Source organism: Chromobacterium sp. Ag138 (genome assembly GCF_055181315.1).
Genome location: NZ_JBUPWA010000001.1, coordinates 1,483,644 through 1,505,734 on the forward strand (window position 1 = coordinate 1,483,644; position 22,091 = coordinate 1,505,734).

13 protein-coding genes and 1 pseudogene are annotated in these 22,091 nt (G+C 58.2%); 9 read left to right on the forward strand and 5 right to left on the reverse strand.

Going from position 1 to position 22,091, the window contains the following annotated elements:
- The first annotated feature begins 286 nt into the window (after positions 1-286).
- Together ACY3GB_RS06615 and ACY3GB_RS06620 are read left to right on the forward strand one after the other, a co-directional pair.
- Complete coding sequence (locus ACY3GB_RS06615; RefSeq protein ID WP_463088051.1) at positions 287-4,687, forward strand: NACHT domain-containing protein; 4,401 nt, start codon at positions 287-289, stop codon at positions 4,685-4,687.
- Positions 4,688-4,706: 19 nt separating this feature from the next.
- Complete coding sequence (locus tag ACY3GB_RS06620; protein WP_463088052.1) at positions 4,707-7,883, forward strand: hypothetical protein; 3,177 nt, start codon at positions 4,707-4,709, stop codon at positions 7,881-7,883.
- Between the two features lie 482 nt (positions 7,884-8,365).
- Here ACY3GB_RS06620 and ACY3GB_RS06625 read toward each other — a convergent pair whose 3' ends face one another.
- A complete protein-coding gene (locus tag ACY3GB_RS06625; RefSeq protein ID WP_463088053.1) occupies positions 8,366-9,130 on the reverse strand; it encodes a class I SAM-dependent methyltransferase in 765 nt (254 codons plus the stop codon).
- Positions 9,131-9,192: 62 nt separating this feature from the next.
- Here ACY3GB_RS06625 and ACY3GB_RS06630 point away from each other — a divergent pair, with 62 nt between their 5' ends.
- Both ACY3GB_RS06630 and ACY3GB_RS06635 read left to right on the forward strand, forming a co-directional pair.
- The gene (locus ACY3GB_RS06630; RefSeq protein ID WP_463088054.1) at positions 9,193-9,993 is read left to right on the forward strand and encodes an AraC family transcriptional regulator; all 801 of its coding nucleotides are present in this window, start codon (positions 9,193-9,195) and stop codon (positions 9,991-9,993) included.
- A 42-nt stretch (positions 9,994-10,035) separates the two neighbouring features.
- A pseudogene (locus ACY3GB_RS06635) lies at positions 10,036-10,296 on the forward strand (tyrosine-type recombinase/integrase); the annotation flags it as partial.
- Between the two features lie 275 nt (positions 10,297-10,571).
- Here ACY3GB_RS06635 and ACY3GB_RS06640 read toward each other — a convergent pair.
- Positions 10,572-11,012, reverse strand: a complete 441-nt coding sequence (locus ACY3GB_RS06640) for a GNAT family N-acetyltransferase (protein WP_463088055.1) — start codon at positions 11,010-11,012, stop codon at positions 10,572-10,574.
- A gap of 322 nt (positions 11,013-11,334) precedes the next feature.
- Between ACY3GB_RS06640 and ACY3GB_RS06645 the strand changes: the two genes are divergently transcribed.
- Entirely contained in the window at positions 11,335-11,811 is a 477-nt protein-coding gene (locus ACY3GB_RS06645; protein WP_463090918.1) for a phage integrase N-terminal SAM-like domain-containing protein, read from the forward strand.
- A gap of 163 nt (positions 11,812-11,974) precedes the next feature.
- Complete coding sequence (locus tag ACY3GB_RS06650; protein WP_463090919.1) at positions 11,975-12,274, forward strand: tyrosine-type recombinase/integrase; 300 nt, start codon at positions 11,975-11,977, stop codon at positions 12,272-12,274.
- Positions 12,275-12,613: 339 nt separating this feature from the next.
- Here ACY3GB_RS06650 and ACY3GB_RS06655 read toward each other — a convergent pair whose 3' ends face one another.
- Both ACY3GB_RS06655 and ACY3GB_RS06660 read right to left on the reverse strand, forming a co-directional pair.
- Entirely contained in the window at positions 12,614-13,009 is a 396-nt protein-coding gene (locus tag ACY3GB_RS06655) for a GFA family protein (protein ID WP_463088056.1), read from the reverse strand.
- Positions 13,010-13,909: 900 nt separating this feature from the next.
- A complete protein-coding gene (locus ACY3GB_RS06660) occupies positions 13,910-14,953 on the reverse strand; it encodes an AraC family transcriptional regulator (protein ID WP_463088057.1) in 1,044 nt (347 codons plus the stop codon).
- 361 nt (positions 14,954-15,314) lie between these two features.
- On the opposite strand from ACY3GB_RS06660, the gene ACY3GB_RS06665 reads away from it, so the two are divergent.
- From ACY3GB_RS06665 to ACY3GB_RS06675, 3 genes are read left to right on the forward strand one after another with little or no spacing between them, the layout of a single operon-like run.
- Positions 15,315-16,403 carry an efflux RND transporter periplasmic adaptor subunit gene (locus tag ACY3GB_RS06665; RefSeq protein WP_463088058.1) on the forward strand — a complete coding sequence of 363 codons (1,089 nt, stop codon included), beginning with the start codon at positions 15,315-15,317 and terminating at the stop codon, positions 16,401-16,403.
- Entirely contained in the window at positions 16,400-19,453 is a 3,054-nt protein-coding gene (locus ACY3GB_RS06670) for an efflux RND transporter permease subunit (RefSeq protein WP_463088059.1), read from the forward strand. The genes ACY3GB_RS06665 and ACY3GB_RS06670 overlap by 4 nt, the downstream gene beginning before the upstream one ends.
- Before the next feature lie 9 nt (positions 19,454-19,462).
- On the forward strand, positions 19,463-20,896 hold the full coding sequence (locus ACY3GB_RS06675; protein WP_463088060.1) for a TolC family protein: 1,434 nt from the start codon (positions 19,463-19,465) through the stop codon (positions 20,894-20,896).
- Between the two features lie 227 nt (positions 20,897-21,123).
- Here the strand turns inward: ACY3GB_RS06675 and ACY3GB_RS06680 are convergent, their stop codons facing one another.
- Positions 21,124-22,089, reverse strand: coding sequence for an L-threonylcarbamoyladenylate synthase (locus tag ACY3GB_RS06680; RefSeq protein WP_463088061.1), 966 nt, complete (start codon positions 22,087-22,089; stop codon positions 21,124-21,126).
- Positions 22,090-22,091: the final 2 nt, after the last annotated feature.

The window sequence follows — 22,091 nt, forward strand, 5'->3', positions numbered from 1 at the left end:
ATACTTTTCTGGCTACCTCCAACTGGTAAGTGGTCACAGTCCTCCTGGGACTCAAACGTCTGCTTTGGCCGAAAAGCTGCAGTCTACGTTTGACATGAGGGGCGGACAACTGCAGGTGAAGTGATGTTGGATGTCGCCCCATATGGAAAGTTTACACCGCAGGGTTAGTGACAAACTCAACAATCTTCTTTGCTATCTCAATCGTCACCGGAACAACCATTCCCAGAGCACCGGCAGCCTCACAATATCTAGAAAACGGGGGCGATCCACAGGGAGCCATAGCAACATGAAATTTATCAACCTCGACAGGTTGTTCGTCCCGCTTGCAAAAGACAAGGACGCCATAGTCGATTGGGGGCCTCACTGGGGGCGTAAGTACGGCGGCTGGCTCAGCTGGCCGGACTTATTAGCGTATCGCCGTGTTGTGCTGCTCGCAGAGGCGCTAAGCGGCAAAACAGAAGAACTCGAGTTTCGTGCAGACTTCCTCAATAAACAGGGACGTCTGGCTTTCTTCGTCCGCATCGAGGATTTAGCTGATCGAGGCTTTGAGGCTGCGCTTAATGAAGATGACATTGAGTCGTTCCGAGCATGGAAGTGCTTAGATTCCGGCGACGCTTGGTTCTTTCTGGATTCAATCGACGAGGCTCGACTCAATGGCAAACGGTTCTCAAATGCGCTGCAAGCATTCCGTCGAGAACTCGGCCGTGCCAACTTGAATCGGTCGTTCGTTATTGTTAGCTGCCGGGCCAGCGACTGGAAAGGAAAGGCCGATCGAGAAACGCTGCAGAACGAGCTGCCCTTTGAGGAAGTTGCTGATGCCCCAGCCCCTCTCGGCGATCCCGATGAAATCCTCTTATCTCCTATCTTCAACACCGAAAAGAAACAGCCGCAGATATCTACCTCTCAGAAGCAGCTGAAGATTAGATCGAACGAGCTTCTCGTGGTCCAGCTAGCCCCTCTGTCGAACGAGCAAAAATTGCAAATGGCAATAGCTGCAGGCGTAGATGGAGATGCCTTCCTGCAGGCCATAAGTATGTCCGGGCTGGACACCATGGCAGAACGTCCAGGGGACCTTATCGAACTAATCGGTTACTGGGGCGAACACAAAGCCTTCCGGTCGCTCCGTGACATGACTGAGGAAGGTGTATGTCGAAAGCTTCGGGAAGAAGATGCCTACCGACCAGGTGCCGATGTCCTGAGCCCTGAAAAAGCCAGGCAGGGGGCTGAACGGCTTGCAGCAGCCTTGGTACTCGGTAAGTCCTTCTCGCTAAAGGCCCCTGGGCAGGAGCCCGACCCAACGTTATCACACGGCTCCATTGACCCCTCCAATGTTCTGAACGACTGGGATCAAGGGGCTGTGGGTGCTTTACTGAGGACGGGGCTGTTCGCCCCGAGCACGTATGGACGCGTAAAATTTCACCATCGTGTGACACAGGAATACCTCGCTGCAAGCTGGCTCCGCTCGTTGCTGGACAACAACTGCCCCATCACGGAAATTCACGGGCTACTCTTCGCAGAACCTTACGGTGTCAAGACGGTGGTTCCGAGCCTTCTCGCCGTGGCAACCTGGCTGTCTCAGTGGGAGCCATCCGTGCGCGACGAACTGATTAAAAGGGAGCCTTCTGCACTTATCGTGCATGGCGACCCCAAATCGCTCTCGCTGGATGTCCGAGAGTCCTTGCTGGACTCATATGCAAAACTCGATGCAGTGGGCCAACTTGATGCAGAGAACATCGACTATAGAGCTGCATGGATGTTCTCCGATCCTGCACTCGCCAAAGCAGTCCGCCGAGCATGGAATATCAATTCACGAGCTAATTTCAGGTTACACCTGCTGCAGTTCATAGAAGAAGGCCGCATTAAGGAGTGCGTGGACCTTGCAAAGCAGGCCGCTCTGGACCGGTCTCAAGATCAGTACACCCGCTTGCTGGCTGCCCGCGCTCTTGTCGCATGCGAGGATCGTTCTGGCTTGAAGGCGCTTGCAAATCAGGTTCGTGCGGAACCAGATCGCTTGAGCGCCCGCTTGGCACCACAACTAGCCAACCTGCTTTACCCATGGCACCTCAATACCGCTGACTTACTACAGCTCATCGACCGATCGCAGTCAGCACAGCGCTTTTCGACGGAAGGCTTTGCGCCGCACCTTGCCGCACTCCATAGCCAATCTCCATCGCGTGACGCGCAGAAGCATCTGGTTGCCGGAATCGCTACACTAGTTTTTGCCCCGCCGCAAACGGACGAAGATAGCGAAACCCCAAACCGGCACGACGAGCTTTGCACCGGCATTGCTGAACTGGGTAGTGCAGAACTTACTCAATGCGCCCCTGGAAAGGTCGATGACGGTACGTTGCGACTCCTAATGGCTATTGAGCGAACGTACAGAATTCATGGTGAAGAAGCGGTGCAGGCACTTACTGCACAAGTGCGGCAAAACAAATCTCTCAACCGCCAGCTCATGTGGGCTGATGCGGCAAGTTCCCGCAAGGGTGCACCTAGGGAGCCTCTTCCTGTTCACATATTTCAGGTTGGCCTTCACACTCGCCACCAACTGTGGGCCATGGACGAAACGGATCTCGACTGGCTCTCTCATGACGCACGCTGCATGCCCAACGAAAATGAGCGACGTATTGCGTTCAGCGCCATCTTGACTGTTCTGCATCGTTCTGGCCAATTTGATGATCAACATGCGCTTCTCGACGCGTTGACATCACATGATTCGGTATTGCTTGCAGATTTCACTGAGTACACAGCACCAAGAAGGTCAGAAGAATGGGAAGAAAGCAATCAGGCTTACCAGCAGAAAGCACAAAAAGAGCGTGATGCGGCGAAAGAATCCTGGATCGTGTTTCGTAACAAGCTAAAGTCAGAACCGGGCATATTGGACAAGCCGGAGGCGTTAACGTCATGGGCGGCCGGTCTGCAGCGGCTGCACAACCTCACTAGGTGGCTGAAGCTCAAGGCCGCCCAGGAGGGGCAAGAAGGGATGGCCTCCTGGCCACTACTCAGCACAGCCTTCAGTCCGGAGGTCGCTGAACACTATGCGGCCGCAATGCGGAAAGCATGGCGCTGCATCCAACCAGCACGACCCATCATAACTGCGGGGAATACCTACACAACCAAAAACAACAATATCCTGGCGGTCGATGCCTTGGAACTTGAAAGTCTCGACCCAGGATGGCCTTCCGGGCTGAGCGACACGGATGCACAACTTGCAATCCGCCATGCAACCATGGCTGGCACGATCAAAGCTAAATGGGTTGATCAGCTCATTGTGAAGAAGCAGGTTGCTGTGCTGCCAGAAATCACTTTGGCTGTTCGAAAAGAATTTAAGTCTGGCGGTCAGTTCAGCGACATTCTCGTACAGACCGCCTACAACGATACCGCAGCTCGACCAGCAGTCACTGCTGAGGTCTTCCGCCTGTTGAAGGCAACAGAACCAGCCAGAAAAGATACGTTGCGGTATTGCCTACGTATCATCAATCGGGGCCTAGATGTCTTGCCCAGCAAAGAAGTGCTCAAGCTGGCTAACAAACGTTTGGCAGGGCACTTGATCGGACACGATGAGGACCGCTTATTCGAGTATATGGGAGTGCTCGCTGTACTAGATGGTGATAGTGTCGCCAATCATGTGATCTCACAGCTTGTGCGAAGAACTACTGAAGCAGAATCCGATTTTATCGAAAGGGTACAGCATTGGCTGGGTACTTTGTTCAATACGTATGTTAGCCAAGGGGTAGCGAATCCTGCACTAAGGAACATGTCAATCACTTTACTTATCCAGCTCCTTCGACTGGCATACCGTTACGTACCCATCCTTGGTGACCGACACTCAAGTTCAGAATCTTTGGTAACGCGTCGCGAAATGGCAAGCGGGGCCCGAAGCGCACTACTGGACGCACTACTGTCGAGACGCGGTGCAGAGGCGTACGCTGCCGTTACCATGCTGGCGAGCGAACCCGATTTCGTTGACTCTTCGTTACGGTTTCGAGAACTCGCTCATGGAATGGCACAAGCCGATGCAGATATCATTCCCTGGAGTGCCGCTGAAGTCTTCAACTTTGGGCGCATGTATTCGGCCCCAGTCAAAACCGGCATGCAATTGCTTGGCCTGTCGATGGGGGTGCTTACAGAAATCTCTAATTCTCTCGAAAACGCTGATGCCTCCAGCCGTGCAGTCTTGGCCCGAGCTGAAGATGAAGAAGAAGTTCAGCATTGGCTTACGGAACGACTGAGTGAACGAAGCTGTGGCCGTTATCACGTGCATCGGGAAGCAGAAGTGGCTGATCGGAATGAGCCAGACATCCTGATTTCCTCCACGTCCGCAGACATCCAAATCGCCATAGAGGTGAAAAATGCCAATATGGGATGGACCGTCAACGAGTTAGAAAAGGCCCTCACCAGCCAGCTCGCGGGAGACTACTTGAGGACAGAAAACCGCCGTCACGGGATTCTGGCTATCAGCCTCCACAAACACAGGACATGGCGAGTCAACGGCGAAGTGTGGAACTTCGACCGACTCATTGCGCACCTGCAGGCTTTTGCATCAAACATTAAGTCGAATCATACAGGAGCGGTTGAGGTACGAGCGCTAGGAATCAAAGCGTGCCCGGCACTGGCCACCCAACCTCCTCGGGTAAGATCAAAGAAGCCCAAGACCCCGTCAAAGGCCACTGAGAGAAACCCTTAGCCCAAGCCGGGAATCCTGAATGAAGAAGGCCAATAGACATGTCCTCAATTCTTCGATCAAAAGGAATTTTTCACCAACTTCGCTGAATTGTTGGATTTTTTCAGGAACTCTGCACCTGTTTGACCCAGCAGGAAACATTCAAAATGAAAAAGGCCTTATCTGGCAAGGCTCTCTTTTTTCACTTACTTTGCCTCCCTACACCCTCTTCGCGGCAGAATGGGAGAACACGTTCATCCAGCGGCACGGCCGGGCGGGTCAAGTGCAGCACGGTGTCGACGTTTTCGGATCACCGAAAGACGAGCCGAGTCACACCTATGGCGTGCAGTGTAAGGGGAAGGACCAGCTCTACGGCGCCGCCGCGACGGCTGACGAGTTCGATGCGGAACTCGCAAAGGCAGAGCGTTTTACGCCCCAACTTAGTCAGTGGGTATTTGCTACTACAGCTCCAAACGACGGAGCGCTTCAACGGCACGTCGCGGCCGTATCGGAGCGGCGCGTAAAGGCTGGCCAGTTCCCCGTGACAGTGCTCGGGTGGGAGTCGATTGTTGGCCTGCTCTCGTCCCATCCCAAGGTCGTCGAGGAATTCTACCCCGGGCAATCTAGCGCGTTCCAACAGCTCTTAGCCGCACTGGCTGAAAAGACTGCCACGGCTCCTGACTGGGCGGAGGTCTCCTTCATGTCGCTGCGCGATCTCGGCCCTGCCCTTATGGGACGCCCACTTGGGCCTGCGGACGTTGGCGCCTGCCCGACCTTGCCAGAGGCCGAAACCTTGCTTCAGGAGCTCCGCCAAGCCGGGACGGCGCGGTTGGCCGGTGTTCCCGGCGCAGGCAAATCGATATGCGCCTTGCAGGCCGCACGAGCCATTGGCGCGAGCGGTTGGCGCACCTTCCGTCTTACCGATCCGACGGCGGGTGTTCCGACCGCAGCATCGACTCCGGAACCGACACTCTACATCGTTGACGATGCCCATCTGGCACCACCTGCGCAGCTACGGGCGCTGGAGGAATCAGCCTCAGCTACCCGATGGGTGTTGAGTGCTCATACGCTGTTGGATGGAAAGGTGACTGCCGCTGGCACCATTCACCTTGACGCCAAGAGAGCAGTCGCGGTCATCGCCCACGCCCTTCGTGCGGATGCCGAGCGCACACTTGCCGCCGTCCGGAATGCTGACGACCGCGTAGGGCCTGGGTTGTCCGAGGAGCCTCTCGACTGGCGCCTCAATCAGGCCGAAACCGCGCAATTTCCATGGCAATTCTGTTTCATCCTCGGTGGAGGCTGGCGACGGTCTAAATCAATGGCCGATTCCGCGCGCGCCGCTGGCGCGGACGTAGTACTGGCTGCTGCAGCCATCCGACAGCTTGCCTCTCGCGACGCGCCCTGTCCTTTTGACAGTCTGAGAGCACAAGTAGAAGGCCACGTCGCAGATGCCGAACTTCAGCCCGCCGTTGACTGGTTGCTTACCCAACGCCTGCTGCTCACGCGTTCCGACTTGCGCTGTCCTCACCAGCGCCTAGCAGGCGTTCTGCTCGGGCAAATTCTCGGTGGCCAGGATCCGGAAGGCATCAATCGAATAGCTCGCCTGCTGCAGTCCACACTTGCCAACCCGATGCTCCCTTTGGGGGGCTTTGCGGTACTTCTTGGTGAGTTGCGGCGCACTGGCGACTATGGGCGTTGGTCTTGCCTAATAAAGCCGGAATGGCTGCGTCCGCTGCTCGATCGTGCCTGGTCCGCCTGTACCCCTGAAGAAATCCTCCATGCAAGCTGGGCCCTGAACGAAGTCAGGAGCTACTTCGAACCGGGCGGAATCGGTGCCGCAGACCATAAAGATGTCGTCGTCGGCTGGATCGAGGCCACACCCAAAGGCGCCTGCTATGCCTTGGGCAGGCTTGTGAACCAAATCATGTCTCATGAAAAAGAACTGGGCGCCGCCATCAAGGCCCGAGTTTCTCCAAGCGTCGTAGCGGATGCGATCAGCACCGCGACCTCGGTCCATGCCTGCGAGATCGCTGAGTTGATCTCCCTAAGTCACTTGACGAACGATGAGCCGTGGAAGGTCGCCTACCTGGCTGCGCTTGATCGCGACTACCTCTTTCGTCTGGTCTCCACTTGGCCCTTTGATGCCCCGCTCTCCTTAGTCGCCGACCTTTGCAAACACATCAGCTATGTCGATGAGGCTTTGGCCTGCGATCTGATCGAAGCGCTCGCGCCCTCGATCGCAGAACGGCTTCAAAACGATCCTCAAGACGCGTTCCACGAGCTCAACGATGTCTTTTGGCATGCGCTGCGAGTCTACGATCCGCTTGGACTGTACGTTGGAAAGCGGCGCCCCACAACCAAGATGAAGCGCGCCGCACGCCGGATGTGCGCCTGCTGGGAGCCGAGATACCTAGCGGGCAAGCTGTCGCAAAGCGACCAGCGATCATTTCAAGCAGCCGCCGGACTCTTAGATGTCCTGAGAAAAGTCTGCCCTACCGTATTCGCAGAAGCGGTTCAAGCGCTCGATTGGCAAAGGATCGGAACCGCCATCGGGCCCGGCTGGAAGGAGGAGATAGGCGACGCGCGCATGCTGTTATCTGTGGCTTGGCAGCTTCCCGCGGCCCGACCGACCATCAGCAAACTTATTGCACGCAATGAAGCCCAAATCACCAATCTCTCGCCTCTACTCGCTTGGATGGCCCCCGAAGTGGCTTTTCGTCACTTGACTGCGGGCAAGCCCGTTTCCATTACCAAGCACGGTCACTGCGAATGGGAGCTCGGCGTAGCCATACTGGCACGTATCGCGCGTACTAGACCCAGCCTATTGGCCGCCCTTCTGGAGCCGCACTATGCCCCCATCGCAGCGATCTTGTCGCAGCAAAGTCCGTCCTTCTGGGACGAGGCCGCCCTGTTTATCCGCGTTCTCGCCGAAATCGATAAGGCAGGCTTGACCCGCATCCTCGACCAGATCGATCCGGCCAGGGCCACGGAGGGATGGCGCAAGGCCCTACTCGGCGGGGAAGCCGATCGCAAGCATGATAAGGATGCCAACCCGCGCGAAGCGGCGGCGCTCCTTATCCACTATGCCATTGACCGTGCGGATGCCCTCGGTGATGTGGCGCGGCGTTTGCGCCGCAAGTACCCCAAACGCTCAACCCCTTCCGCGAAAATACTGGAGCCAATCGAGTGGCCGGAATCATTAGAGTTCGGGACATCTTGACCAACAGATTTTTTCAACAACTGCGCAGAAAAGTTGGTTTTTTTCAGGAACTCTGCACCTGATCAGTCTTGCTACGCTGACAAGAAAGTGCAAAAAGCCTTATCTGGCAAGGAAGGCTTTTTTCACTAACTTTGCTTCCCTACATTTTCAAAGTTACTGCACACTCTTTGCACACAGTTGAAATTGCACCAAAATGGGGCATAGCAATTACATGCTATTGAATCGCCCCAGCTTTTCTAGATGCCTTGCCGCCCACACGAAATCGAGTAAAGCGGGTGCGATTCAAGTGACAGCAGATCGGCCAAAGCGGTCTTTATCATGCCATGCAAAAAATGACTGCTTTCCTTGGAGAAGTGGACTGCCCCGGCTCCTGTAGGCCTTCCTGCCAATCGTCCACTTCGGTAGCATGTCAGAGCAAAGCCATTGTAATAACAGCGGCTACAACTGCTGATCTATAGGCCAGTTCATCTGAACATCTAGTATTACTTTCTTCCCGCATAGACCCGAATCGGCACGGTGTAGCGGATTTGATCATCAATGTTTCTTGCATTGATCCCCAGCCTGTTAAACCCAACGTCCCGAGTGACCAAGTCCCTGACGATCTCGGTATCGCCAGGATTTGGGAAGGACGCGTTGAGCTGGGCCTCAAGTTCTATGTCGACCGTATAGCTTGTGTAGCGGCAATCCGTTAAGTCGGAAGAATGATACAAGCGGTCAAACTCAACCTCCGTCAATGCATGGGTGTGCGAAGGATCGCGCAAGCGTTCCAGGTGGTCGTAGCGGGCAACTTTCTGTTCAGGAATAGCTACATCCGCCACCAGCACAACACCCCCTTGCTTACAAACCCGAACCATCTCAGCAAGGCCAGCTTCTGGTGAAAGAAGGTGGTGAAAGCTGTAGCGAGTCATCACAACGTCAAAGGTCTGATCTGCAAAAGGTAAGCTCAACGCATCCGCGCGTTCCCAAACCAGATTGTGTAACCCGAGTTCGGTTTGTCGTCGTTGCGCCGTCTCCAGCATGGCTGGCGTCACATCTACGCCAACAACTTTCTCCGCGATCTTTGCAAACTCACAGGACACGATCCCTGGACCGCAGGCAACATCAAGTACGGTATGCATTGGCTTTACGCCGCTCATCGAGACGAGAGTGTCAATAGCATCAAGATGTCCAGGTACTTTCGTAAATGGCACCGACTGTTTGGAGAACTGATCAATGATCCGTTCGTTGTGAGCGTCAGTGGCTTTCATAGGTTTCTCCTTGGTAAGTGATATCATCTTGTCAGCTTACGGCGTGGCGCAATTGGCAATAAATGACAATATATAAAGAGAAACGGACAACGCTATCGCCGGTGACCGAAGGGTTCCGCGCCGAGAAAGACTTGCCGGTGATTCCCCTCAGGCTGGACGTGCAGGATGCTGTTTCCGCCAGTGCGCACAGTCACCCACGAGGACAGTTGATTTACGCCAGCCACGGCGTGGTCCGTGTCATCACGCCTCTGGGCACATGGCTGGTACCACCAACACAGGCCATCTGGATTCCACCCCATCAGGAACACGATGTATTTTTCCCAGGCAAAGTCACGCTATTCAGTCTGTTTGTGAGCGAGATAGCTTGTCGCTCGTTACCTGAGGCTTGTACGGTACTCAGGGTGACAACGCTCATGCGGGAAATGATCATCCGCGCCTGCGATTGGGGGGATAAATACCAGCCACATGAGGCGGGTTATCGATTCATGCAGGTGCTAGTTGATGAACTCAGTCTGGCTGAACCCACGCCAATTGATCTTCCTTCTGCACATGATCCCCGTTTGGTACGTGTGACGGAGACATTAACGCGTAGTCCGATGGCCAACCCTGATCAGGATGCACTGGCTGCATTAGCTTGTGTCAGCTCGCGTACATTGGCACGCCTATTTGTTCATGAAACCGGGATGACGCTTGGGGAGTGGAATCGTCGCCTGTTGGTGCATCAGGCCATTGATCTTCTTACCAGTGGAAAAACCGTTACCGCCGTTGCACTGAGCCTAGGGTACGGAAATCCAACCAGCTTTGTCGCCATGTTCAAGAAGGTGCTTGGCATATCGCCAAAAAAGTACATGACCGTAAGGTAAGGTTCCAATGTCGATGCACCATCATGTGACCTCTTCCCGAGCAGGGTCAAGGCTTCACCTCATATCTCCACCCGTCAGTATGCACGGATCGTGCATCATTGGGCCAAGGCAGCGGGAGTGGACTCATCTCTCTACGGAACCCACTCGATGCGGCGGACCAAAGCCACGCTGATCTATAAGCAAACCAAAAACCTACGAGCGGTGCAGCTGTTGTTGGGGCATACCAAACTGGAAAGCACGGTACGGTACCTCGGCATTGAGGTAGATGATGCGTTGGAGATTTCCGAGCAAATTGAGATCTGACCAACGTCAGCGGTCGTGCATATTTTTGCAAACGGCCGTTTCTGCTGTCATGTTGTACGCGTACAATCGGCCAGGAGCGGCCCCTGGTCGCTCCTGCGGATCAGCCATTCGAATGGTGGCTTCGATCAGACAGGCGCCCTTTCTTTTCGTTGTACAGATAGCCGAACAACAGTGCCAGCGGGTGTGTTACGAAAAGACTATGAACATGCCACCGCTTAACGTTGGATGGCACTCCATCGGCTTTCCGATGTCGCTTGCTATTGATGGCTATGATTTTATTCTTTTGGTTGGCGGATATAGTAAATATCCCATTCTTCCTCTGCTGTTTTTACAAACCCATGCCGGAGGTAAAAATTGTTCGATTGGCTACCACGAAGCGCACCAACCTTTAGCGGTAACTTCCTTGTGTCGGCCTCCGCGAAAACGTGAGATAGGACCATTGCCCCAATGCCTTGGCTTTGATGCTCTGGCTCAATGTAAAGGTGGTCTAGCAGCAGACCATTGTCGATGGATTTGACAACAAAGAAGCCGATTGTCTGGCTGTCCTTAAGGATAATGCTAGTGCTCTGTGGGTCATAGGACGATAGGAATCGATCTCTAGCCCGTTGGGGATTAAAGCGTCCGATACTTTCTAGGCTCTCGCGCATTGCTCTGATGCGAATTACTACTAAAGCCTCCGCATCGGCAGTAGATGCATCTTTGAATGTTATGGCCATTGCGTCCCCCTGATAGCCTGATGCAGGCAATTTCTTAAAGCGTTGACCTAGGCGTGGGACTAAGGTGCCTGATACACCGCGATGTTTTCCACCGTCTAACAGTGTTTATACGGACATCGGGGTCCGTATAACAATTGATATTACTGACAGCCATTATCGTATCCCAAGGCCATAATTTTCAAGCACTTTGTCATGAACATGTCCGTATAACCACTCCAATCTACCGGACGCCCTGGCCATGCCGCCGGACGCCCGCTACCCTACGATTTTTTCCCTGAAGGAGTGACACTCATGGGGTGAAGTCGTTGCCCACCGTCCCAAGCTGCTCGATCAGGTTTCCACTATCTGCCGGCGCCGCCATTTCAGCCGTAACACCGAAATGGCATACCGCTACTGGATCAGACAGTTCATCCTGCTTCACGGAAAACGTCATCCTGGTGAGATGGGGACTGCCGAGGCCTTCCTGAACTATCTGGCCGTACAGCGACGCGTCGCTGCGTCGACCCAATCCCAGGCTCTGAACGCCTTGGTCTTCCTTTATGAGAGTGTGCTGGCTCAACCATTGGGACAGATGCGGGGGCTACGCCGGGTGCAGAAGCGGCACTGGATTCCAGTGGTCTTGACCCAGGATGAGGTCAAGACCGTATTGTCGCTGATGGAGGGAAGCTGCCGGCTGACGGCTCAGTTGATGTATGGCGCAGGCTTACGCGTGCATGAGTGCGTCACCTTGCGGGTTAAGGACGTGGATTTCACCGCCCGGACCCTTTCCATCCGCAACAGCAAAGGGAGCAAGGATTGAACGACAGTCCTACCGGCGCAACTGGCTTCGCCGTTACAGCAGCATCTGCTGCGAGTGGCAGCTCTACACGAGGAGGATCTGGCTCGAGGCGGCGGCCTAGCGCCGATGCCGGATGCGCTGGAGCGGAAATATCCGACCGCTTCCAGCTCGTTCGCCTGGCAATATGTGTTTCCGTCCATGGTGCTCATGGCCGTGGGGAGACAGTAAGCGCCTTGCTCGCTGGCATACGTCCGATTCGACCATTCAGCGGGCGTTCAAGAAGGTCATGGCCAAGACCCAGATCCATAAACACGCCAGCGTTCATTGCCTGCGCCATTCTTTCGCGACCCATCTGCTGACAGCAGGGACCGACATTCGGACCATTCAGTTGCTCTTGGGGCATCGTAACCTCCAGACCACGATGATCTACACTCACGTACAGCAGGCTGCTCGTTCTGTAACCAGCCCGCTCGATAGCCTCTGAATTTCTTTGCTCCAGACCACACTCGGCAGCATCACCCCAGAGTTCTGCCGCGTCCCAAAGACCGATGACCAGTCCGTAGTGCTGGTTAGCTCCGATATCTACCGCTCACCGGCACCGACCTGAACGGCCCCTCCGGGTCGATTCCGGCCGTTGGCAAAAGATAAAACCGGACATTTGCCCAACAGATGGGTGAAAGTCCGGTTTTGGTATCTGAGCAGATTCTCTGAGTCCACCACGCCAACGACCGCAAAGCTTGAGAAAACAGTCAATATCTGGGGGAGGAATTGCAACTTCGGCTGGCCAACTACCAATGAGCCGGCCAGGTATGCAGCAGATCGGTCATCTATCTGGCTGCCATTCAGGATATGTTGGAATGTTTTCATGGCTTAGCCATGGCAGGTCATGTGAGATCCAGATGTGCTTGTCTGGCTTTATACCGGGATCTTGATCAAGGGTGGCAACCCGGATAATAACATTGGGCTGATTTGTCCGCTCTGCGACCAAATGTGAACCACACGATGGACAAAAATGACGAAATTTACCGGGTGATGACTCAAAAGAAGCTACTTTTTCCTCGCCCTTGAGCCAGCGGAAATGTTCACGCATTACTCCCGCGGTTGTGGCGAATGCTGCTGCATGAGCTTTCTGACAAGTTCGACAATGGCAATGCCCAATAGGCATATCAATACTGTCGATTTCATATTCGATGCTTTCGCACAAGCAACTGCCTTTCATTTAAGCATTCCTTCATAATGGAATAAAGCTGCGTGATATACCCAGTAGTTTTACATAGTTTAAACGGACACCAAGGTCCATATATCAATTGATATTGCTGATAGTCATCACCCCATCCAAATGCCATATTGATCAAGTCATTTATCATGGAAATCCACGTATGCCAGCCTCCAATCTGCCTGACTCCGTGGCCGTGTCCATAATGCCTGCGGAAACGGTGGCATCATGCTTCAACACCGCCACTAGCTCCTCCATGACGGGGAAACAGCCACTTGTGGGCATGTCCAGAACTCTGTGTAAACCGGCCATTAGCCGCTGCCGTACTCGCCGGCGGCTAATGGCCGATCTGCTGTCCATGAGCAGCTGCAGTGGGGGACTGCTCCGCGCTGATTGCTGCCGTTGCACCGTTGTGGAGGCGAAGGGCCGCAGTGGGTCGAGATACGTTCCTCGACGATGAGGAATGCAGTCATTCAGACTGAGCCTACCGCCACCGGCAGCTTCCTTACGGATTGCTGACGTAGCGCGGGGCACCTCCGAGCGGCAGCAAAGGCCGACTTACGGCCACTTCAGAGTTCGGGACATCTTGACCAAAAGACTTTTTCAACAACTGCGCAGAAAAGTTAGTTTTTGCAGGAACTCTGCACCTGATCACTCCTGCTACGCTGACAAGAAAGTGCAAAAAGCCTTATCTGGCAAGGAATGATTTTTTCACTAACTTTGCCTCCCTACAGCAGGGAGGCAAAGTTTGAATCGCCACGGCTTTTCCAGATGCCTTGCCACCCACGTGAAGCGGGAGCGATTCAAGTGACAGCAGATCGGGCTTAGCAGACAGTCACAACCTACCTCCCTGGCATCCGTCTCCGAAATCGAAACAGCCGTCAACGTATCAAACACACTCAATCATTTATCGCGCCGGTATTCGCTTGGCAGCATGCCACTCCAACGCTTGAAGGCCCGCCGAAACGAGCGCGCGTCGGCATAGCCCAACTGTTCGGCAATGGCGGCAAGACTTAAGGTGCTGTTATCCAGCAGCTGGCAGGCGGTCTGGTAACGGGTGGCATCGCGCAGATGGCGATAGTGGGTGCCCTGCTGCTCCAGCTTGCGGCGCAGGGAGCGCGGGCTGACATTCACCATGCTGGCCACTGCCAGCTGGTCGGCGCCTTGCACGCTGGCGTATCGGATATGGTTACTGACGGTTTCGATCAGCTGATGGCGGCCGGGGCTCAACTGCAACAGGCTATCCAGTTGGCGGCGTAGCATCTGGCTGGCTATGCGGTCGTAACCCGGCAGTCTCGCCCCCAGCCAGTGCGCGTCGAAAACCAGCAGGTTGCTGCCGGCCGCAAAACGCACCGGGCAGTCGTAAAACTGGCGGTATAGCGCTTGGTGCGCCGGCATGGCTTGCACCAGGTCGACCCGCAGCGGCTTGAACGCCGGGCCCAACAGATAGCGCGCCACCGCGACGGCCCCCGACATCGCATGGTCAATCAGATAGTTCTCGATTTCCCAGTCGAAACGATGGCTGACCAGTTGCATGCGCACTTCACTGCCGTAGATGCTAGCCTGGTGCTGTACCATGGTGCCGGCTTCGTTCTGTTTTGCGAGCGCATATTCCATTGCTTCCTCTAGCGTTTCACAGGTCAGCATGACCAGACCCGTCACTCCCCAACTGACCGGCGTTTCCCGCGCTCCCGCTACCAGGCCCAAAGCCAGCTCGCCCAAGAGTTCCTGCGCCCGCAAGATCAACACCTTGATCTGGCGGTGCGATAGTAGCAGCTGGTGCGATAGCAGATCTTCGTACCGTATCCCCAGGCCCTGGCACAGGCGCTCCGGGCTGTAACCACGGTCTTCCACCAGTCCCAGCAGGGAGCGGGCTGTGGTAGGCGGAATGCTTGCCGCGTGCGAGTCTTGCCCTGCGGCCTGCGGAATTGAGAGGGGGACGTTCACACCTTAACTCCAAAGCTAGTACACCATTAATCGTGGTGTAGATGGCCAGATTTGTCACTTCATTAGTTTGGGTGATAGATGAGTCATGGCAGAGACAACACATCAAGCATTTGAATTAATAGAATAATTAATTCACCCATTGCGTAATGCATATGACACTCTGGCCGAATTCGATCCATAAATGTCCTATTTTGTCTCCTGAAACTATCGTTTCAACAGTGAAAGTCTGCTGCTGGCCGCAATAGCACCGCCAATGGCCTGTTTTGTCCTCACGCTGTGTCCCCTCTGGCTTTTACAGTTTGCGCCGGTCTGGCAGGGCACTCTTGCCGGGTCATGCTTTTATTTGAACCGGAGAGCCATTGTGCCCCTATTTTTTCTCGAACATCGCCCCGTGGCCAGGCTGTGGATGAGCTGCGCAGCACTGGTCATGGCCGGCTGCAATGACACCCCCGCACCCGTCGGCCAGCAGGACGCCGCCCCTCCTGCTTTGGTGGTCAAGGTTGCCAGCTCGGCCAGCCAAACTGGCGGCTATATCGCCGAAGTGCGTGCCGTGTCGCGCGCCGAGCTGGCGTTTGCGGTCTCCGGCCGTGTAAGCAGCCTGCAGGCTAACCTCGGCGACCCTGTCCGTGCCGGCCAACTGCTGGCCACACTGGACAACACCACGCTGCGTGCCCAGCAATCGGCGGCCGACGGCGAACAACAGGCCGCTAGCGCCAAGCTGCAAGAAGTGCGCCAGCGGCTGGCGCGTACCGAGGCCGCACGTCAGGCGCAGGCAATCAGCGCGGGCGAGCTGGACGCATTGCACGCCGAACTGCAAACGGCAACTACCGCCCTGATCACGGCCAAAGCCCAGCAACAGCAGGCCAACTGGGCGCTGCAACAGGCCAGCCTGCGGGCGCCTGTCGATGGCGTGATCGGCAGTCGGGCACTGGCACTGGGCCAGGCCGTCAGTCCTGGCTCCCCGGCCTTCACCATTGAAGGCGCCGGCCGTGAATTGGCACTGTGGCTGCCGGCCGGCATTGAACTGAACGTTGGCCAGTCGCTGTCCTTGCTTCATGAAGGCCAACGCCATGCCGGCAAGGTTCTGCGCATCGCCGCCACCCTGGGTGCCGGTGGCCAGCGCCAGGTATTTGTCAGTGCGCCGTCCGATGCGCAGCCGGGAGATACCTGGCAGGTGCAAATCCCCTCCCAATCGTCTTCCGGCGCAGTCATTCCGCTGCGCGCGCTGCTGCCAAGCACGGACGCGCGGCATGGCTATGTGCTGCGGCTAGCCGGTGACGGCAAGACGGTAGAGAAAATCGCCGTGCAGCTGGGCGCGCCGCATGATGACAGCGTCAGCGTTGTGAACGGTCTGAAAGCCGGCGACCGTATCATCGTTGCCGGTGGCGCCGCCATTGCGCCGGGCAGCCGCATCACGCCGGTCCAGCCGCATGAAGGAGAGCAGCCATGAGCAATCTGGCCGCTGCCGCGCTGGCTCGACCCCGCTTTACTTTTCTGGCGGTACTGGCGCTGGTGCTTACCGGTTTGTGGCTAGTACTGGACTTTCCGTCAACCGAAGAGCCTCCGGTCACCATCCGTACCGCAACCGTACTCAGCTTTGTCCCCGGCGCGAGCACCGAGCGCATGGAGCAGTTGGTCGCCCGCCCTACCGAGATCAGCATTCTCGGCCTGCCCGAGGTGAAACGTGTCAGGACAACCTTGCGTCCCGGGATGGCATTTACCTATGTCGAGCTGTACCCGACAGTGTCCGGCGACAAGTTGTCCGATGTCTGGCAACGGCTGCGCAACCGCATGACCGAGCTGCGCGGCCAACTGCCGGAAGGCAGCATCGGCCCGATGGTGGATGACGAATTCGGCCGCGTGGCCGTGATGACCCTGGGCCTCAGCGGCCGCGGCTACAGCGCTGGCGAGTTGCGCGACAGCGCACGCCAACTGCGCGACAACCTGCTACGCGTACCGGGCGTGGAGCGTGTGAGCCTGCACGGCGTCCGTGACGAGGAAGTGCAAATCCTGCTCGACATCCCGGCGCTAGCCGCGCGTGGCCTGTCGCCATCGGCCGTCATCGATGCGGTTTCCCGCCGCAACATCGTGGTGCCAGGCGGCTTCGTCGATGCTGACAGCAGCGAACTGGCGCTGAACGTCAGCGGCGATGTCGCCAATCCTGCCGAGCTGGGCAATACCGTGATTACCTTGCCGGAGCATGGCAGCGTGCTGCTGAGCCAGGTGGCGCGCGTGGTCCGCCACACGCAAGATCCGCCTCTTGGCGGCGCTTTTGTCGATGGCGCCCCAGCTGTGGTGATTGCGGTATCCATGAAAAACGGCAGCAACGTGGTCAGCTTTGCCGACACGCTGCGTGGCGAGGTGGCTCGCCTGGAAGCTGGCCTGCCGGCTGGCATGAAATTGTCGCCGATTACCGACCAGGCGCAAATCGTCACCAAGCAGCTTAAACAGGTGGGCCAGGTGTTCATGGAAACCACTGTGATCGTGATAGGCGTGGTGGTGCTGTTCCTTGGCTTGCGCACCGGCCTGATTGTCGGCGCCATTGTTCCGACCACGGTGCTGGGCACGCTGGCGGTGATGAAACTGCTTGGCATAGACCTGCACATCATTTCCATCGGCGCCATCATTATTGCGCTGGGTCTGTTCGTGGATAACGCCATCGTGGTGGCTGAAGACATGGAGCGCCGGCTGGCGCTGGGCCAGTCACGTACCGAGGCTGCAGCCGAAGCCGGCCGAACCATGCTATTGCCGCTGCTGGTCTCGTCTCTGGCCATCATTCTCACTTTCATGCCGCTGGTGCTGTCCAGCACGGAAACCGGCGAATACCTGCGCAGCATGGGCATTGTGATGGCGATTGCGCTGCTGCTGTCGCTGTTGCTGGCCGTTACCTTTACGCCCTTGCTGTGCCAGCGCTTTGCCCATCAGCATGCCAAGCTGAGCCGCACCGCGCAGGCGATAGAGTCGATTACCGGCTGGTATCGCGGCAAGGTGCGCTGGATCCTGGGGCACAAGACAGCGTATATCGGCAGCATGGTGCTGCTGCTGGTCGGCGCCGGCTGGCTGTTTACCCACGTGCCGACGGAATTGATGCCGGCTTCCGAGCGCCGCCAGCTGCAAATGGCCATAGAGCTTGCGCCCGACAGCAGCACCGCGCACACGCTGGCGCGCAGCGAAGCGATCAGCCGCGCCTTGGCCGACCATCAGGCCTTCCCGGAGCTGGAAAGCCACGCGCTTTACATGGGAGATGGCGGCCCGCGCTTCATCCTGGCGCTGAATCCGCCTACGCCGGCCGGCCACCGCGCTTATGCGGTGCTGACACTGGCTGCGAATGTGAGCCACGATGAGGCGATTGCGGCGCTGAAGCGCAAGTTGGCCGCGCGCTTTCCTGATGTGCGCTTTGAACCCAAGCGCTTCTCCATGGGATCGTCCGATGCCGGCGTCGCGCAGTTCCGTCTCAGCAGCAGCGACGGACACAGCCATCTGGCTGCCGCCGAGCGACTGTACGCCGCATTGCAGGCCATTCCAGGCATGCAGCAACTGAGCAGTGACGCTGAGCGCTCCATCCTGCAGCTCGACGTGCGTGTCGACCAGGCCCGCGCCCATGCGGCGGGCCTCAGCAGCCGCGATATTGCCCAAAGCCTGAATACCTTGCTGGCCGGCAGCGTTGCCAGCCAATACCGTGAAGGCGATACCCTGCTGCCGGTGGTGGTAAGAGGCAGCGCAGACTTGCGCCACAGCATTGCACGCTTGCAAACCTTGCCGGTGCAGTCGCCAGGCATGGCGCGACCGGTGGCCTTGGGCCAGGTGGCCCGCATTGGCCTTGCCAGCCAGCCTGCCGTGATCCAACGCATCAACCAGCAACGCACAGTGACGCTGTTGGCGCGTCATCCGCAACTGACGGCGCAAGCGATTGCCGACCGCGTGGCGCCGCTGATGGCCAAGTTGGCCGCGGAGGGCAAGGTCAACATCACGCTGGGCGGCGAGATCGAGGAAAACCTTAACGCAAACAACGCCATCACCAAGCTGCTTCCGGCCTGCGTCATGGTGATGTTCCTCCTCTTCGTATGGCAGTTCGATAGCGTGCGCAAGAGCCTTATCGTGCTGGCCAGCATACCGTTCGTGGTGATCGGCTCCGCCTTGGCGCTGACGATCAGCGGCACCACGCTCACCTTTGTCGGCACCCTGGGTCTGCTGGCGCTGGCTGGCATCATCGTCAACAACGCCGTACTGCTGCTGGATGCCATTGACGAAGCCCTGCGCGAAGGTCTGCCCGCGCTACAGGCGATCGAAGACGCGGCAGCCAAACGTCTGCGCCCCATTGTGATGACCAAGATGGTGTGCATTCTCGGCCTGCTGCCCTTGCTGCTGTTTGGCGGTGTCGTGTGGACCAGCCTGGCCGTGGTCATGATGGGCGGCCTGGCGCTGGGCACGCTGATTACGCTGGGTCTGATTCCGGCCCTGTACGCCAGTTTCTATCGTATCGGCCAGCCGGCCGCCTAAGGATTCACCATGTTTAATCCTATTTTGACATTCCCGCGCCAGGCTATCTGGGTGAGCCTGGCGCTGCTGGGCGGCTGTGCGGCGGTGGTGCCGCCTAGCCAGATTGCGCCCAGCAGCCAGGCGCTGGCGGTACACGCCAGCCCAGCAGCCAGCGCCGCCGGCATTCGCGTGGGGCAAACGGCGGCCAACTGGTGGCAGGCCTTGCATGATCCGCAGCTGGATGCCCTGCTGCAACAGGCGATGCAGAGCAACCACCAGCGCCAGGAGGCTCTGGCTACCGTGCGGGCAGCGCGCAGCGCTGCCGATGCCGCCGCGCGGGACGCCCTTCCGCAAGGCAGCCTGGGTGGCCAGGCGCAGCGGCAGCAACTGTCAGGTATTGAGGTTGACCCGTACCGTCAGGGCTTGCCCCGTCCGCCGGCGCAAAATATCGGCGTGCTGCAGCAAAGCCTGCGCTGGGAGCTCGATCTGTTCGGCCGCACCGCAACCGCCGCCGCCGTGGCCGAGCGCCAGGCCGATATCCGCGCGGCCGACCTGCATGCCGCCACAGTGCTGCTGCAGGCCGACGTGGTCCGCCAATACACCCGCTGGCAGCAGGCCAGGCTCAATCGCCAGCTGCTGCAGGATGAGCTGTCAACGTTGCGACAGCGTCACCGCCAACTGCAATACCGGCAGCAGGCTGGGCTGATCGACCCGCGCGAAGTCCTGGCCGCCGCCAGCGCCAGTCATCAACTCGAGGCGGAACTGGCAGCCAATGACGCCGCCGCCGCATCGGCGCTGGCGGCGCTCGCCGTACTATGCGGCGACAACCCGCTGTTGTCGCCGCGCGCCGGCGGTGAGCCGAAATTACCGGAAGTGCCGGCCGACACAGCGATTGCCTATCCGCACGATTTATTGGCGCGGCGTCCGGATGTGGTACGTGCCGACGCCGAGCTGCGCAGTAAATTGGGCGAGGCGGCGCTGGCGGATCGCGCCCACCTACCGCACCTGAGCCTGGATCTGACAGCCGGAGCGATGGCGCCTTTTGGCCTGCTGGGCAATGCCGACGCGCTGCGCTATGCGCTTGGCCCTGCCTTCAGCTGGGATTGGCTGGATGCCGGCCGCCGCGCCGCCCGCCGCGCCAGCACCGAGCAACAAGGCCAGGCGGCCCTACATCACTACGAGCAGACCGTGCTGAACGCACTGCAGGAAAGTGAAACCAGCCTGAGGCAGTGGCAGGCCGCCAAGGCGCAACTGGCCAGCGCACGGGATGCCGAAGCCTTGGCCAGCCGATCCGCCAGCTACAGCCAGGCGCGCAGCCAGGCCGGGCTGGAGCCGCAAAGTCAGGCTCTGGCGGCGCACGCCAGCCTGCAACAGGCGCGCCGTGCCGGGCTAGCGGCGCATGCCGATGCGATTGCGGCCTATGTGCAAGTGCAGCTAGCGCTGGGCGCCTGGCAGGATTCTTAAATTAGTGGTTTTGAAGGACTCCGTGGCCGCTTGCAAAAGAAGAGCGGCCATCTTGCGACAAACCTCGGCGACGATGGTGCCGGACTCAACCTGGCGCAATGCGAAGGCAATCTGCTATTCGGTGAACTTCGACTTTTCCATGACAAATCTCCTGCCCGGAGCTGCGAGTCTTTTTTCATCGATCAGACCATCTCGCGCCGCTGGCGAGCCTGCCCTGCGCGGCCGTGCTAACCATCCAACGGCCGCGCGGCGCGGCGCAGCCGGTCGCGCACGGCGCGCCAGGCCGGCTCATCGGGCGGCAGCACGATCCAGACCGATGGGCAACCGCTGGCGTCCGCCTCGTGCAGCGCGGCGTACAGCGCCTGGGCATAGCCCTCGGGCGTGCTCGGCATGCGTTTGAGCCAGCCGCAGGGCGCGGCGGGCGCGTCGATGGCCAGCACCGCGGCCTGCCGCCAGCCGGCGTCATCGGCTCTCGCCGCCGCTTCGGCGGCCTCCAGCCGATAGCAGGGCTGGCGCGGCGCGTAATGCGAAGCCAGATTGCCCGGCACGCGCGGCGCGTCGGGGGCGGCGGTTTCCGCCAGGTCGAGATAAGGCGCCAGCATGGCGGCGGTGACGGCGCCGGGCCGCAGGATGGCCGGCCGCGCGCCGCTGAGATCGAGAATGGTGGACTCTATGCCTACCGCGCACGGCCCGCCATCCACCACGGCAGCGATGCGGCCTTCCATATGGGCCCGCACGTGGTCCGCGGTGGTGGGGCTGATGCGGCAAAACGGGTTGGCCGACGGCGCCGCCACCGGCCTCTGCAGCCGGTCCAGCAGCGCTTGCAGCAGCGGATGGCTGGACCAGCGCAGCGCCACCGTGTCTTGCCCGGCGTTGACGATGGCCGGCACCTTTTCGCTTGCCGGCAGCACCAGGGTCAGCGGGCCGGGCCAGAAGCGTTCTATCACCGGCCAGGCGCAGTCCGGAACCCGCGACGCCCACTCGTTCAGTTGTTCCAGGCCCGGCAAGTGCACGATCAGCGGGTGATCGGCCGGCCGGTTCTTGGCGCGGAAAATGGCGGCCACTGCGTCGGGCTGGGTGGCGTCGGCCGCCAGTCCGTAAACGGTTTCGGTGGGCACGGCGACCAGCTCGCCCGCGCGCAGCAGCGCGGCGGCCTGATCCAGTCCTTCGGGGGTGGGGCTAAGCGACTTCATGG